Source organism: Vallitalea okinawensis, assembly GCF_002964605.1.
GTDB lineage: Bacteria > Bacillota > Clostridia > Lachnospirales > PQDH01 > Vallitalea_A > Vallitalea_A okinawensis.
In genome coordinates this window covers 522,096-537,100 of the sequence record NZ_PQDH01000002.1, presented here as the reverse complement: position 1 = coordinate 537,100, position 15,005 = coordinate 522,096, and the positions used below count along the sequence as shown (strand labels likewise).

General features: G+C 32.3%; 13 protein-coding genes. 12 read left to right on the top strand and 1 reads right to left on the bottom strand.

What is annotated here, in order from left to right:
* Nucleotides 1-161: 161 nt before the first annotated feature.
* From C1Y58_RS07500 to C1Y58_RS07445, 12 genes are all read left to right on the top strand, one after another.
* Entirely contained in the window at nt 162-2,474 is a 2,313-nt protein-coding gene (locus C1Y58_RS07500; protein ID WP_105615394.1) for a helix-turn-helix domain-containing protein, read from the top strand.
* Nucleotides 2,475-2,578: 104 nt separating this feature from the next.
* Nucleotides 2,579-3,514: a glycine betaine ABC transporter substrate-binding protein gene (locus C1Y58_RS07495; RefSeq protein WP_157950006.1), complete on the top strand. Its 936-nt coding sequence runs from the start codon at nt 2,579-2,581 to the stop codon at nt 3,512-3,514.
* 161 nt (nt 3,515-3,675) lie between these two features.
* Nucleotides 3,676-5,019 carry an ABC transporter substrate-binding protein gene (locus C1Y58_RS07490; protein ID WP_105615392.1) on the top strand — a complete coding sequence of 448 codons (1,344 nt, stop codon included), beginning with the start codon at nt 3,676-3,678 and terminating at the stop codon, nt 5,017-5,019.
* 79 nt (nt 5,020-5,098) lie between these two features.
* The gene (locus tag C1Y58_RS07485) at nt 5,099-5,974 is read left to right on the top strand and encodes a carbohydrate ABC transporter permease (RefSeq protein ID WP_105615391.1); all 876 of its coding nucleotides are present in this window, start codon (nt 5,099-5,101) and stop codon (nt 5,972-5,974) included.
* A gap of 11 nt (nt 5,975-5,985) precedes the next feature.
* On the top strand, nt 5,986-6,822 hold the full coding sequence (locus C1Y58_RS07480; protein WP_105615390.1) for a carbohydrate ABC transporter permease: 837 nt from the start codon (nt 5,986-5,988) through the stop codon (nt 6,820-6,822).
* A 55-nt stretch (nt 6,823-6,877) separates the two neighbouring features.
* A complete protein-coding gene (locus tag C1Y58_RS07475; protein ID WP_157950005.1) occupies nt 6,878-8,647 on the top strand; it encodes a cache domain-containing sensor histidine kinase in 1,770 nt (589 codons plus the stop codon).
* Complete coding sequence (locus C1Y58_RS07470) at nt 8,647-10,164, top strand: response regulator (RefSeq protein WP_105615388.1); 1,518 nt, start codon at nt 8,647-8,649, stop codon at nt 10,162-10,164. The genes C1Y58_RS07475 and C1Y58_RS07470 overlap by 1 nt, the downstream gene beginning before the upstream one ends.
* Before the next feature lie 155 nt (nt 10,165-10,319).
* Complete coding sequence (locus tag C1Y58_RS07465) at nt 10,320-11,090, top strand: helix-turn-helix domain-containing protein (RefSeq protein ID WP_105615387.1); 771 nt, start codon at nt 10,320-10,322, stop codon at nt 11,088-11,090.
* 167 nt (nt 11,091-11,257) lie between these two features.
* Nucleotides 11,258-12,265 (top strand): acyltransferase family protein, encoded by a 1,008-nt coding sequence (locus C1Y58_RS07460; protein WP_105615386.1) that lies wholly within the window; start codon nt 11,258-11,260, stop codon nt 12,263-12,265.
* A 224-nt stretch (nt 12,266-12,489) separates the two neighbouring features.
* Nucleotides 12,490-13,017: a YehS family protein gene (locus tag C1Y58_RS07455; RefSeq protein ID WP_105615385.1), complete on the top strand. Its 528-nt coding sequence runs from the start codon at nt 12,490-12,492 to the stop codon at nt 13,015-13,017.
* A 45-nt stretch (nt 13,018-13,062) separates the two neighbouring features.
* A complete protein-coding gene (locus tag C1Y58_RS07450) occupies nt 13,063-13,308 on the top strand; it encodes a hypothetical protein (RefSeq protein WP_105615384.1) in 246 nt (81 codons plus the stop codon).
* 17 nt (nt 13,309-13,325) lie between these two features.
* Nucleotides 13,326-13,595 (top strand): YcxB family protein, encoded by a 270-nt coding sequence (locus tag C1Y58_RS07445; RefSeq protein ID WP_105615383.1) that lies wholly within the window; start codon nt 13,326-13,328, stop codon nt 13,593-13,595.
* 132 nt (nt 13,596-13,727) lie between these two features.
* Here the strand turns inward: C1Y58_RS07445 and C1Y58_RS07440 are convergent, their stop codons facing one another.
* On the bottom strand, nt 13,728-14,930 hold the full coding sequence (locus C1Y58_RS07440; RefSeq protein WP_157950004.1) for an AraC family transcriptional regulator: 1,203 nt from the start codon (nt 14,928-14,930) through the stop codon (nt 13,728-13,730).
* Nucleotides 14,931-15,005 lie beyond the last annotated feature (75 nt).

The following is a 15,005-nucleotide window of genomic DNA, read 5'->3' as shown; positions in this document are numbered from 1 at the left end:
AACTGTATATAATCATTTTTATACCTGTTTATAGGGAGAAGAGTTTGCCTATTTTATAGTCATTTTTAAACCAGCATAATCATTTTTGACACTTGTGCCTTATGATTATTTGGTGTTAGTATTTAATTAGGTGCAGTTAATCCTGGGGGGGGAGGAATAAAGTGTTTAAGTCTAAATATTTCAAAAGTCTAGTCTACTATGGTTTGATATTGGGGATTATTCCAACAGTGGTCATTGCAGGCTTATTATATGTATTTTCTTCTAATATCATTTTGAAGCAAGTTACACGAAATAATAACCTTCTACTCAATCAAACAATGATGAGGGTTAATGATGTACTTATTCGGGCTGATCGTTCACTACTACCTTTCGTGCAGAGACCAGATCTCCAGTCACTACTTATAAATGATGTCAACTATAACTTGTTTGAAGAACTTAATGCAACAAGTCTAGAAATGTCAGCACTTTTAATACCAGATACAGGTGTCGAGAATGTTGCATTTGTAAGTGTTAATCATAATTGGATGATGACGTCAAGGGGAGTAATTGATGATGGGTATGGTGTAGATTGGGAACAAGCGGCTAATGAACTTTTGAATGGATCCAATTCGGTGTGGGTTCAAAACAAAGGTAGATTTCCATTTACTTATCATGCCAATATTGAAATTGAAAATGAGGATAATAACAGTGTCATTCTGATTAAAAAAACACCACCTACAGCAGTGCGAGATTTTGGTCTATTAGCCTTGGAAGTTCCAAACAGCTTTTTAAGGAAATTACTTGGTAATGGTACAGAAGGAAGGCAAGTACTGCTCTTAGACGAAAATAACGCGATTATTACGGTCCAAAGTGATATGGGCTATGGATCTTATGAGTATGTTATATCACAGATTGACTTTAATAGCATTGACAAAGACAGTGACGCATATGTGATGAAAGTTAATGGAAAGCAGTACAGTATTGAGTACACTAAATCAGCTTATAATGGTTGGACATATTTATCAATTACAGATGTTGGATTATTGACAAAGGACGCAAAGACATTAGGACAAACCATTGCCATTTTAGTATTTATGATGATGATCCTAATTATTATCGTCACGTTTATTGAATCAAAAAAGATTTACCTACCCATAAATAATCTATGGCATACAGTAGTTGATGAAGATCAGAATAGGATATCCATCAGAAAATATGATGAGATAAAACAGATTGATACTCAATTTAGTTTGCTCAAGTCGAATAATGAAGCGATGGAATTAGAATTGATTAATATGAGAAGTCAGTTAAAAGAGTATTTTATAATCAAATTATTAAAAGGTCGCATGGCTGAAGAAGAAATACAGAATCAAATGACTTTATATGGCTATGATCAAGAATTGAAGTTAATGAGTATCGTTGTTTGCACTATTGATACTTTTGAAGATACAGGTTATACACCTATTGATTCTGATAGATTATTATTTATGATCAACAAAATCATATCTAGAATATTAAAAGATCATATTATGCTAATACCAATAGTAGATGATCTTAATCAAGTGACTATCTTTAAAAGTGATACTCCAACAGTGAAGAATCATAATTACTCAATTAAAAACAGGGTTACTTACATTCAACAAGTAATATTAAGGGAATTGGGTATACAGGTTAGTTTTGGGATAAGTAATGCATATCATTCTTATCAAGATATTTATAAAGCATATAGTGAGGCTAAGGAAGCATTGCTTTACCAAATTCAATATGGTTATAGTTCAATATTATTTAATCATGAAGTTCATCGTACTGAAAAGCGTCATATTGACTATCCAACCAAACTAGAAGAACAACTGCTTATATCTATTAGGGAAGAGGATTATACTGCTTCTATTATTCATGTTGAGGAGTTTATTAATACTATTTTATGTGGTGATCAACATTCAACTGAATTAAAAATTAATGTCATAAGATTAGTCATTGCAATCCTAAATATGCTGCAGAATATAGGGGTAGCTGATCAGTTTCTTAACAGCCTAGAAGGTGATATCTTTGAAATTACCAATAAGTTCACAAATAAGAAAGAGATGAATGACTGGCTATCAAGATCTGTTGTTTTCAACGTTATAAAAATATTAGAGAACAATAACAAGGACAAAAATATAAAAATCTACCAACAATTAGTTAACATTATTAATAATGAGTTTAAAACAGATATAACAATTGAAGAGTGTGCTAATAGATTAGGTTATCATCCGAATTATTTGAGACGAATCTTTAAAAAAGAAATGGGTGTTAATTTTAGTGAATATCTTAAAAACTACCGTATGGCACAAGCAAAACTATGGCTTAAAACAACTAATATGAAGATAGCTGAGATAGCTATGGCTCTACAATATAATAATGCTCAGAATTTTATACGAAGCTTTAAAAAAATGTACGATATGACACCTGGGATGTACCGTAAAGCTAAAACCATAGTCAATGATAATTCATGATGTTATTTTCGATCATTCATAATCTGGGATTTTTACAAATAATATTAAGTAAGGGATTTAAGAGTTGATGCAAACATGTCATTAAGTTCTTTAGGGGTGTTATGTTGGATAAAAGACCATTTTACTTAGTATTTTTATGTCTATTGATTATAGCAACTCTATTCTGTGCCAATAAGAGAAAAGGTATGGTTATTGTAGGATCAATATCAAATTCTGTGGAAGATACAGTAATAGTAGGCTCAAAACCCAATACTGAGGGGCAGTTGCTAGGTGAGATGCTTACTCTCTTGATTGAAGAATATACGGATCTTAATGTGGAGCAGAAATTAGCAATTGGTCCAGAATTTTTAGCTGTTCATCCAGCATTAGTAAATAAGGAAATCGATATGTATCCCGAGTTTACGGGTGACGCATGGTACAATATCCTTGATCAAAAAATACAAATAGCTAACGCAGATGTATTATATGATAGAGTAAAAGCGAAATATTTGGAGGAACTTAATATTGAATGGTTAGATCGCTATGGCTATAACAGTTCATTCGGATTAGCCATGAAAAGATCTAAAGCTGAAGAATTAGGCATATTATCTTATAGTGATTTAGCTTTGAAGGGTAGAGACCTAGTTTTTGGAGCTGAATTTGATTTCTATGACATAAAGGAGGGGTATCCTGGTCTGGCAGAAATGTATGACTTTGATTTTAAGAAAACTGTGAGTTTAGATTTTGAAGATAAATACGATGCCATAATCTCAGATGAAGTGGACGTTATTCCTGTCTTTACAACAGATGGTTTTATTGAAGAGTATGACTTGCTAGTACTAGATGACGATAGGAGCTATTTTCCAATTGCTGAACCTGCCACAGTTATTCGCGTAGATGTACTAGAAAAACACCCAGAACTAAAAGATGCCCTTAATCGTTTAGGAGGTGTCATGACTGCTGAAGATATAACTGAATTAAACTATTTAGTTGATATAGAAAACATGGATAAAAAAGAAGTTGCCAAAATGTATCTTCAATCAAAAGGATTAGTTGAATAATTAATTTTTATAGAGCCGTAAGGCTCTTTTCTTATACTTTTTTCTGGGAGAATTTTGTCAGGTAAAAAATATCCACCTATGAGGTAAAACCTGTGTATGGAAATAAGAGATTGCTTAAGCTAGAATAAAGCTATAAAATTAAACAAAAGGGGGAGTTAGAAGTGACAAAGCGATTTTTTAGCTTGCTGATAGTAATGACACTTCTCGCATCGATGTTTATTGGATGTACAAGTGAAGAAGTTACACCTGAGAAAGAGGAAGTAATAAAGGAAGTTGTTAAAGAAGTAGAGGTAGTCAAAGAGGTTGATAAACCTGGTTCAATTACTTTGATGGCATCACAAAACTGGATCAAAGATGTTGATCGTGAACTTTTCAATATGTTTCAAGAAGAAACGGGGATTGAAGTTAAAGTATTATTGACACCAGATAATGGGTATCAAACATTATTAGGAACATCTCTTTCTGGTGGAAGTAGTGCCGTGGATATTTTCATGTATCCAGCAGGTTCTGAAATGGTATCAGCAGGTATTCCTGATGTAGCTCTTGATCTTTCTAATGAGCCATGGGTGGCTAATTTAGAGGAGTGGGCTGTTGCAGCTAATACAGAAGGAGATAAGCTTTATGGTTTTAGTACATGGGGTGTTGATTACGAGGGTGTCCTTTATAATAAATCATTTTTTAAAGAAAATGGTTTAGTAATTCCAAATACATGGGACGAATTTGTTACTTTATGCGATACAATAATAGATTTAGGTAAAGTACCTTTATATGAAAACATAAATGGTGTTTGGCATACACAAAGTTGGTTATATGCTATGACACCTGTACTTTATAAAGAAGACCCCGATTTTATTAAGAAGTTAAATGAAACACCTGATAATAAGTTTGCATCAAGTGCAAAACTTAGAGAAGGTCTAACACAATTGAAAGATTTTTTAGGCGCTAAGGAAGGTGGAAAGCCTAAATATTATACTAATGATGGTCAAGCGGAAGATTGGTTTGGTAGTTATATTTCCTTACAGAATCGTGATACAGTAATGATGTTTACTTATAGCGCATATGTATCCGAACTAGAAGCCAATGGAAGTTCAGATGAGTGGGGAATGTTCCCATTACCGATTGCTGGAAACAAGACGGGGGTTTCTAATGGTGGTGGAATCTCTAAATACGTTAACAAACATAGTAACGATATTGAAGCTTGTAAGCAACTCTTAGCTTATCTTGCTGAACCTGAGAATCTAGAGACTTATTATGCTGCAAGAACTGATCTTGTCAGTTCAGCATTCAAAGATGTTAAAGCAGTTAAACCTACCTCAGCCACTGCTGAAATAGCTGATCGCTCAGAGGGACTTATTCCTATCATGATGTTGAAAGAGATACTTTATTGGGATCCGGATCTTTACTCATATTTCCAAGGCTTTGCTGAGGGAACAATGACTGTTGATGAATTCGTTGACAATATGGATGCTTATCGAGCAACTCTATTTGAAGCAGCTGCAAACTAAGATTAAGAGGAGAAGAGAGGGGAAATATCCCCTTCTCTTTTACAAACTTTTCTAAATAGATTGGGAGTGGAACTACAAAATGATGAAGAAAAAAATATATCGATGGGAATTTGCAGCTCCAGCATTGATTTTTTACAGCGTATTTTTTATTCTCCCAGTAATTCTTGGCTTTTATTATTCCTTAACAAACTGGAATGCCATTAAGTTATCAGGTGAGGTAGCAAAATTTATTGGTTTCGATAACTTTAAAAAGATTTTCACAACGCCAACCTTAACAGCTATCATATTTAGAACAATCTATTTTGGCTTAGTGACAACAGTCTTTAAGAATGTCATTGGATTCAATCTTGCGTTACTTTTTAATAAGGGTTTGAAGACAAAGAATACATTGCGATCCATATTCTTTTTACCTTCCATGTTATCGCCATTAATTATTGGATTAATATTCGGTTCTCTATTTATGTCTAATGGTTTTGTTAATCAGTTATTAACGAGTATTGGGCTTGGGCATATTACAGTTCCTTGGCTTACGACAAAATCAACCGCATTAGGCACAACCATGTTTGTAGAAATCTGGCGTCAAACTGGTTTTAACATGGTTATCTATCTAGCAGGTTTACAGCTCATTGATAAAGTGTATTATGAAGCAGCTTCTATCGATGGAGCTTCTGCTTTTCAACAACTCATTCATATTACCATACCAAGAATGCTACCATCATTTGCAATTAATCTACTACTCAACTTGTCACAAGGATTAAAAGCCTTTGATATCATTTTTGTATTAACAGGTGGTGGGCCAGCTGGATCAACAGAATTGATTAATACAATTGTCTTCAAAGAGTTTGGTAAAAAACTTTACGGTATGTCTGCAGCCTATGGAGTTATTGTATTTGTTATTACAGCCATATTTGGATTAATTGCCTTAAAAGTAACTAATAAAGATGTGGATAGCTAGGAGGGGATATCATGAAACAACATTATCAATTAGCTAGAAAATTATACCTTATAGTCAAAGAGTTATTAGCATGGTGTTTAACCTTAGTAGTGTTAGTCCCCTTTACTATAGTTGTATTAAATGCATTCAAAACTGATTATGCTGCACTTAACATGAGTCTGAGTTTGCCCAGTAGTTTTGAATGGGAGAACTTTGTAACAGTATGGGAAATTGGAAATATTCCAAGATCCTATATGAATAGCTTAATATTGAGTGTATCTTCTGTAACATTAAGTGTTTTCTTTTCAACGATATGCGCCTTTGTACTTGCTAGAAATAAAACAAGAATTAATCATTGGATTTATATATATTTTTCATTAGGACTTATGTTCCCAGTCAATATGGTGACAGTTGTAAAAGTTATGCGTATCTTTGGCTTGTACAATACACGTTTAGGTGTAATCATCCTATTTACAGCGTTAATTATACCCTTAAGTGTTTTTCTCTATTATGGTTTTATTAATAGCATTCCCACAGAGTTAGATGAAGCAGCGATAATGGATGGGGCAGGTGGCTACAGAATATTTTTCAGTATAATTTTTCCAATGCTAAAGCCTGTAACTGTAACAGTTATCATGATTAACTTTTTAAGTACGTGGAATGACTTTACTATACCACTATATCTATTGCCAGACCCAGATAAAGCGGTTATTGTTCAGCAAGTTTATAATTTCTTTGGGACTTTTACTGCTCAGTGGAACTTAGTAAGTGTAACGATTATTTATGCTATACTACCAATTCTCATCGTTTATATAATTGGACAGAAATATATCATTTCTGGAATGGTTGCTGGTGCTGTTAAAGGCTAGAGAATATGTTATAATAGATATTTAAAGAAACTATTCTATGGTAGGTGAGGGTTCTATGAAAAAGATGACGTTATCAACAAAGTTATTTAAAGTATATATCATTTTTTATAGTTTATTCTTTTCTACCTTGTTAATTGTATTCGGATTTTACATAGGCAATAATATTAATGAAAAATTGCGAGTAACGCAGGAACAGCTCCTAGAAAGCATGAATAAAAATATAGAAAATTTCTTTGTAGATATGAATGATTTCTCTATGACTCTTGTGAATTCCAAGCAATTTAAGGAGATAACCATTAGGGACTTACCTGATGCCTATTCTAATAAAGAAAGTGTAAGTGGTTATTTTAAAGACCTTTATTTAATGGCATATAAGATGATTGATAAAGAATATCAAGTTGGTATCTATGATAATGAGGGTCACTTCACTTGGCTAGGGAATAACTACTTCATAACTGAAACGGATAAAGATCATCATTTTTATAAGAAGTACACACCTTATGGACAATTAAATATAGATCATATTACTGAGCATCCTATTGTAAAGTCCTATGATCAAACTGTATCTAATGAACAAACTGATACCATTGCTGTTATTCGAACCATTAATATCAATAATCTTTTTCATAAACCAGAAGGATATATTGAGGTCCATGCACCCTATAATAGGTTAGTAACAATTATAGAAGATATTGTGAGTAAGAGCGAAGAAGACATAAGGGTATATCTTTTTGATGAAAATGGACGTGTTATTTATGGTAAAGATGACTTTATAGAGTTAGATGATTTTCAAGACAGTCAAGGCATTGGTCTAGGTCGTTATAGAAAAGAGGATGAAATGATTTATGTTAGTTCATTACTTTCATCTAATCTGTATATGGTTACCTCAACACCAAGAACCTTTATGAATACTTCTTTGAAGCAGTACTTAATGATAGCTGTTTGTGTCTTTATACTTCTAAATCTATTGCTTATGTTTATTACTTATCGTATTGCAATCAAAATAACTACACCTTTAAATGCTATCTGCAATGAAGTAGATCGTATTGAATTAGACTTAAAAAAAGAAGAATATAATTTTAAAGACATTAATACAGATATATATGAAATCGACGTATTGAAAAAAACACTAAAGAATATGCAAGAAAAGCTTAGAGCGTCCTTAGAGGAAATTATACAATTAGAATCATTTGAAGTGCAATCAAAACTTATAGCGTTGCAATCTCAGATCAAACCCCACTTTATGTATAATACACTCATGACCATTGATGCTTTAAGTCAAGAGCAAGAACATGATAAAGTCTCTAACGTATGTCACTCTCTAACCAGTATGTTGAGATATATATCCACTGATGGCGATGATTTAGTCTTATTGTCAGAAGAAGTTAGACATGTAGATCAATATGTGACTATTATGAAAGAACGGTTTTCCCAGATTGATGTTGAGTGGGATATACCTTTAGAGATGATGGACATTTATGTGCCAAAGTTAATACTTCAACCTTTAGTAGAGAATAGTTTAAAGTATAAAAAAGACCTAGGTGCTCATATAAAAATCTCCGGGAGTTTAATCAATAATTTTTGGCGTATTAAGGTCTTGGATGATGGGAATGGATTTGATGATGATACGATTCACTACATTATGGAACTCAATAAGGAAATGGGGCAAAATTACAGGGAAGTGAGTCTAGAAATTGATGGTATGGGATTACCGAATATCTATATTCGTCTACAACTTCTTTATGGAGAAAGCATGTATTTTAGGATTCATAAAGAAGTAGAAGAGGGTAGTTGTATTGAAATAGGTGGAAAGGTGGAGCGATAATGATGAACCAGCTCTATCCATTAAAGATAATAATCGTCGATGATGAAGAAAGAATCATTCAAAATATTTCAAAGAGTATATTATCATTGGATGATGCCACACAGATAGTAGCTACGGCATATAATGGGGAGGATGCTTTAAAATTAATTTCAAAGCATCGACCTCATATTGTTTTTACAGATATAAAGATGCCAAAGATGGATGGGTTAGAATTGGCTAGGGAGATAAAGAGGCAATTTCCAAACATATATGTAGTTATTATCAGTGGATTTTCACATTTTGAATATGCTCAACAAGCCATAAAGTATGGTGTTTTTAACTACCTACTTAAGCCTATTGCTAAAGAGAAGATTGTGGATGTTATAGCAGAAATACGTAAAAATATAATAGCAACTATAAGAAGCCATAGTCAAAGAGAGATTATTATACCTGAAAATGGGGACAATTCTTTAAACAACTCTCAGTACTGTGTTTTTTTGATATGTTTAAATAATCTGTGCCATGATCCCATGGATGAAGAAATAAGACGTTATTATGATGATCACATAAACAGTTCTGATTGGAAAGAGCTATTTGAAGAACTTCATCTACCTAATTGGGTATTGGTAGATGAGTATTATAGTAACGAAAAAGTTATTGTTGTGGGTCAAGATCATGATTGCAATCCAAAAGCTTTAGCAAGAAGGATAATAAGAAAAATTGAAAAGAAGCTATGGAACATGCCCATTACTGTTTGTACTCATCAAGAAGGTATTGTGAGAGAAGAGATATGGGGATATACTCAGCGCTTACGCAACCTTCTACATCAACGATTAGTACCAACAAAGGTAAACTTCTTTATACTTGAGCAAGATGAAAAAGTGGTAGATAGCGAATTGCGCTACAGTATTAAATCACGGATTGATCAAAATTTTAAAACCGCAGTAAAGGCCAAGAATTATAGCAAAATACAAGAAGAACTATTAGGCATCATCGATTACATGGGAAAAGCTGAGATTAGTCAGAAACACTATGAAAAAGCACTTGTTAGTATGTTGCAAGTGTTAGAGTTATATTTGGAGGGCTTTGATACAGAAGAAGCTGATAAGTTAAGGATAGAGCTTTTTAGAAAACTACATTATACGAGAGATCACAGTGATATAAAAGATAAAATGATGGTTTGCTTGAATAACTATTTTAGAAAAGCCACTGATCATAGTGACAATATCCAAGAGGAAATACTGGACTATGTTAACACTAATTTTATAACCATAGATCGAGTAGAAGATATTGCAGAGCGCTTTAATTATAATTACACTTATTTATCTCGCCTGTTTAAAAAAATGACAGGTGTTTCTATGAGTAAATACATTACAAAGAAAAGAATTGAACTTGCTAAAGAGATTATGATGCACCAACCTAACCTGAGCTTAAGTGAAGTTGGTGCTATGGTAGGGTACAATGATCCTCACTACTTCAGTCGAGCATTTAAAGTATCAACTGGGATGAGTCCAAGTAACTATAAAACTAGGAATTAAACAAATATAGATGTTTATTAAAGCTAGTAGATGATTTTGTTTTGAAAGAGATCATTTACTAGTTTTACTTTTTGTGTCTTGACATGGTTTTACCTATACTATATGCTGTAATTAACTTTTAGTAAGTTTTGAGTATATCTGGGGAGGAAGTATTTTTGAGAGATTTAATTACTATAGGAGAACTTGCTAAATTGATGGATGTATCTATCCATCAATTAAGATATTTTGAAGAAAAAGGTATACTATCGCCAAAAAGAGTAGAACAAAATGGATACAGATTATACGGATTCAACGAAATATATAGACTTGCTCATATTTTGGTTTTAAGAAAATTTGATATTTCAGTAGCTGATATTGATAAGTGTTTTAAAAATTATAAAGAAGAAGACTATATTAATTTATTAAATTCTAAAGTAACTGATCTTAATGAGCAAATAAAAGAGCTTACTACTTTAAGAGATTTCACCATGGATCTCGTTGATAAATTAAATAATATGCGCAACTCAAAAGAGGATTATATTATTAGAGAAATGGAAGAACGAAATATTCAACAAGTCTATGATATCAATTATGAAGATACAACAACAGTTAAGGAATTCTATGATCACTTTAAGGAGTTTACAAGTTTATATCAAACAGATATGATTACTCTTTATGATGACAATAGGGCATATATATGTATGGAAGTAGATAAGAATAGTCCTGAAACTTCTTATAAACTAAAAGATGGAAAGTATCTATGTTATTCTTTTCTTGCAGACAAGGATGAAGTCTTCATTCAAGTAGCAAGGGATTTTTTGAAATATGCTTATAATAATGGTTTTAATCTTACTGGGAAGCTTATTGTTCAAGATAATACCATGCTTTCCATATGCTATAACCATCACATATATTATGAAATACAGGCTTTAATAAATGAAAATTAAATAGACTATATATAAACAATTCGATATTAAAAATTGAATTGTTCTTTTTTTGTATTGATTTCATTTATAGCAATAGGTTAATAGTTAAGTATTGACTCTAGGTCTGACCTAGGGTTTATAATCAATAAATGAAGTAACTAACTACAGTACACTAGGAGGTAAGGAATTTGAATAGAAATTATAAAGAGTCTAATCGGATTTATTATTTGGATTTTATGCGAGGCTTGGCTATATTCTTTATGATCATGCAACATACTATGATTATACATGAACTTACTGGGGGAGAAGGCAATACAATCATTGGGAACATCTTTATACTTTTAGGAACTGCTCCAGCAGCTCCCGTGTTTATGTTTATTATGGGTCTTTTTATAATGAAATCAAAAAAAAGTTCGAAAGATGTCTTTTTAAGAGGAGTTAAGCTTTTAGGATTGGGGTATGCATTAAATTTACTTCGTTTTACACTTCCTATGCTAATAGCTGGAGAACAAGGAGCTATATCAATGTTTTTTGGTGTGGATATTTTACAACTTGCAGGACTTTCTTTCATGATGGCGGCTTTTTTAAGAAAGTTTGCTAAGAATAAATTTATATTCCCAGTATTAATTGTTGTAATTTTACTTGTCTCACCATATCTATGGGGGAGTGGAAACGTTATCTTTGACCTTTTATGGGGTGCAGGCGGTAATGTAGCTTTTCCATTCTTTTCATGGTGCATATACCCAATGTTAGGCATGTATTTGAGCCCACACCTATTGCATGTATCATTATCTAATCAAACAAAAAAACATTTGCTTGTTTGGGGTATTGCAATAGGAGTCATTGGCTTTCTTACACTGGATCTTTTCCCAGCATCGGATTATTCCAGATATGGATTAGGAGCAAGTTTTATGATTATAAGTTTCGTTTTTCTATGGTTATTAGTTTGTGAATTTCTTATAAATAAGATAACCATAATGAGGGAAAATAGAATTTCTAAGCTATTGTTCTATTGGAGTGAAAATGTTACAGATGTCTATATCATTCAGTGGGTTATATATGGATGGAGCATGCTACTAATAGGTGCTAATGAGCAAATTGATTTTGTAGCACTTATGATAGGGTTTATTGTCCTTGCATTGACTCACGTATTAATAAAATACACTTCAATAAGACGGTTGATTCCTAAAATTTAGATTAACTCAATTTAAATATAGATAAAAGCAAAAATACAACAAAGCATTAATTCATTGAAGGGAATTATAATGACGGGGAGTCGGTTTAGCTGTACGCATAACGTACAGCTTTTACTGTATCTCATGAATTAAGTCAAAAACATTCAATAATTTAAACTACGTAATATGTAGCATAATATGCTATAATGAAATGATATTTAAAGATAGTAACTGGAGGTTTTTGTATGAACAATAATGATATACTCATAAGACTGAGATATGCTCTCGATATAAAAGATAGTGAAATGGTTGAGATTTTTAAACTTGGAAATCTTAAAACGACAAAAGAGGATTTACTTAAAATACTAAGAAAATCAGAAGAAAGTAGTCATTCTGATGTTAATAGTCATGCTGATATAGTTGACAACGATAACTATATAGAATGTAATGATATTATGTTAGAATCATTCTTAAATGGTCTTATTATCTTTAAGAGAGGAAGAGAAGATAATAAGCCAGGACAAGCAGATAGACCACAATTTCTAACAAAAGAAGGTCAAAGTATAAATAATGTTTTACTTAAGAAGCTGAAAATTGCCTTATCCTTGACCAGTGAAGATATGAGTGAGATCTTAGAATCAGCCGGTGTTTCAATAACAAAGAGCGAATTAAGTGCATTGTTTAGAAAAAAAGAACATAGGAATTATAGAGTATGTGGTGATAGATACATTAGAAATTTCTTAAAAGGATTAACGATAAAATATAGGGGTTAAATATGAGTGGTTAATTACAATATTATTTTAAAAGGGGGCGTGATTATGGAAATAATATTTAAATTGACGGAGCAGGATTTTATTGATTTCAATAGTTATCATATGAAAACATCAAAGACCCTAAAAAGATCTATTTTATTGCTGAGATTAATAGGTCCTATTGTATTTCTGATAGGGATTTATCCTGTGTATAAGATTACAAAAATCCCATTATGGTATTGGAGTATTATTTTCAGTGTGACCAGTATTTTGTGGTTTATATTTTACCCTAAAATTATTGAAAAAGATTAAGAAAGCAGGTTTTAAAAATGTTATCAGAAGGTAATAATAGAAGCTTGCTAGCAGAGACGACTTTATTAGTAAATGAAGAGGGGATTAATCGTTCAAATGACTATGAGCAAACAGCTATAAAATGGACTACTGTTGATAGAGTTGTGATATCTGATAAACATATATTAGTTTACGACAGTGCCATCAGTGCCATTATTATACCATTGTCTGCTCTTAGTACAGATGTGGAAACAGAAAAATTAATTAGGAACATAGAAAAGTATCATAGTGAATCAAAACAACCCTAAAAGTAAGGACTTGAGGGGTTGTTTTTATATTGAGGAAAAGTACTACGTTTACTCGCAAGGAATCATATTTTCCTACATATACTTGATAGGGTAACATAGCCACGTTTGTACTGCAAATAAGTTGCGATAGATTCAAATTACTTGAATAGATTCTCTGTATGCTTTGGGGGTTAACTGAGTTTGCTTCTTAAACATTCGAGTAAAATGACTCTGATCATTAAAGCCCGTCATGTTACTAATTGTTGCTATACTATACTGGGTATATTTAAGTAACTTTTTCCCTTTGTCAATTCTTGTCTGAGTTATATAATCCTTTATACTGACTCCTAGTTGTGATTTAAATAGTCGTAGAAGATGACTTTCACTTAAATGTACTTTTGCAGCTAGTTCTGAGATTCTTATCCTCTGTGAATAATATTTGTTTATGTAATCAACTGTGAGATAGACAGGTTTTGAGTAGGTAAGGCGTTTACTTTTTTCTACTAAATCAATGAATGCATTGAGCATATCTATAAACAAGTCAGTTACTTCCTCATAAGTTTCTACTTCTTCAACAAATTGGATAAAAGTATCACTTAAAGTGTAGGCACTTTCTGAATCCACACCACCGCTTATAGCAGCTAAAGTTGTTTCGGTCACCGTTGTAATAAAAAGATTCTTATAGGAGCGAAGTGGGTTATTTTTACAAAGTATACCGAAAGGACCGTCATCAGGTAGAAGCAGTATCTCATGAAGAGCCTCTCTATCAGCATTTTTTATAGCGTCATGGATAAGATAAGATTTAATACTAGAGTGATGATAGCCAAGAGAATCTGTAGTGGATGTATTCTGAAACTCAATTTTATCCAGAATACTCTCTCTTTTAAATAGGTCATCTAAAGTCATATAGTTACCTGTTAATTGATGATAAAGCAAAGGTTGAATTTTTCTCATAGCAATGGAAGAGTATTTTGGCAGGGAGTTGAAGTAAAGTCGCAACGTTTGAAGTTTTGCAAATGAGACCTGTTCATTCTCCAAAGTTTGCATAATAAATTGGTCATCATAGTTATGGCTGATGGCTGGACCACAAACAAGATGATAAGTTTTATCTTGAAAGGTAAAGTTCTGATAGATATAATGTTCAGCAAATAGATTTGTGTAAAACTGAATGTCTTTGCTATATGAAAAAAAGTGCTCTAAAACTTCATCAAAACACTTACCATATATGCTTTGTTGGGAGGGAAGTAGTTTTTCAGTAATTAGTAGTTTTTCTTCATTATAAAGTCTGATAGGTAAACCTGTGGCTAACCAAAATAATTCTATAGTCATTTGTATTTCTGTAAGAGAGTTAATCATAAAAACCTCCATGGAGATGGATTTGTTCTATAAACGGTTGATATATACAATAGTATCACGAATAAATTATGTATG

What these genes read in the sequence shown, in the direction of transcription:
- C1Y58_RS07485 (WP_105615391.1), top strand. Translation starts at nt 5,099, where the DNA reads ATGATGAAGAAAAAAATATATCGATGGGAATTTGCAGCTCCAGCATTG.
- C1Y58_RS07480 (WP_105615390.1), top strand. Translation starts at nt 5,986, where the DNA reads ATGAAACAACATTATCAATTAGCTAGAAAATTATACCTTATAGTCAAA.
- C1Y58_RS07475 (WP_157950005.1), top strand. Translation starts at nt 6,878, where the DNA reads ATGAAAAAGATGACGTTATCAACAAAGTTATTTAAAGTATATATCATT.
- C1Y58_RS07470 (WP_105615388.1), top strand. Translation starts at nt 8,647, where the DNA reads ATGATGAACCAGCTCTATCCATTAAAGATAATAATCGTCGATGATGAA.
- C1Y58_RS07455 (WP_105615385.1), top strand. Translation starts at nt 12,490, where the DNA reads ATGAACAATAATGATATACTCATAAGACTGAGATATGCTCTCGATATA.
- C1Y58_RS07450 (WP_105615384.1), top strand. Translation starts at nt 13,063, where the DNA reads ATGGAAATAATATTTAAATTGACGGAGCAGGATTTTATTGATTTCAAT.
- C1Y58_RS07445 (WP_105615383.1), top strand. Translation starts at nt 13,326, where the DNA reads ATGTTATCAGAAGGTAATAATAGAAGCTTGCTAGCAGAGACGACTTTA.
- C1Y58_RS07440 (WP_157950004.1), bottom strand. Translation starts at nt 14,930, where the DNA reads ATGATTAACTCTCTTACAGAAATACAAATGACTATAGAATTATTTTGG.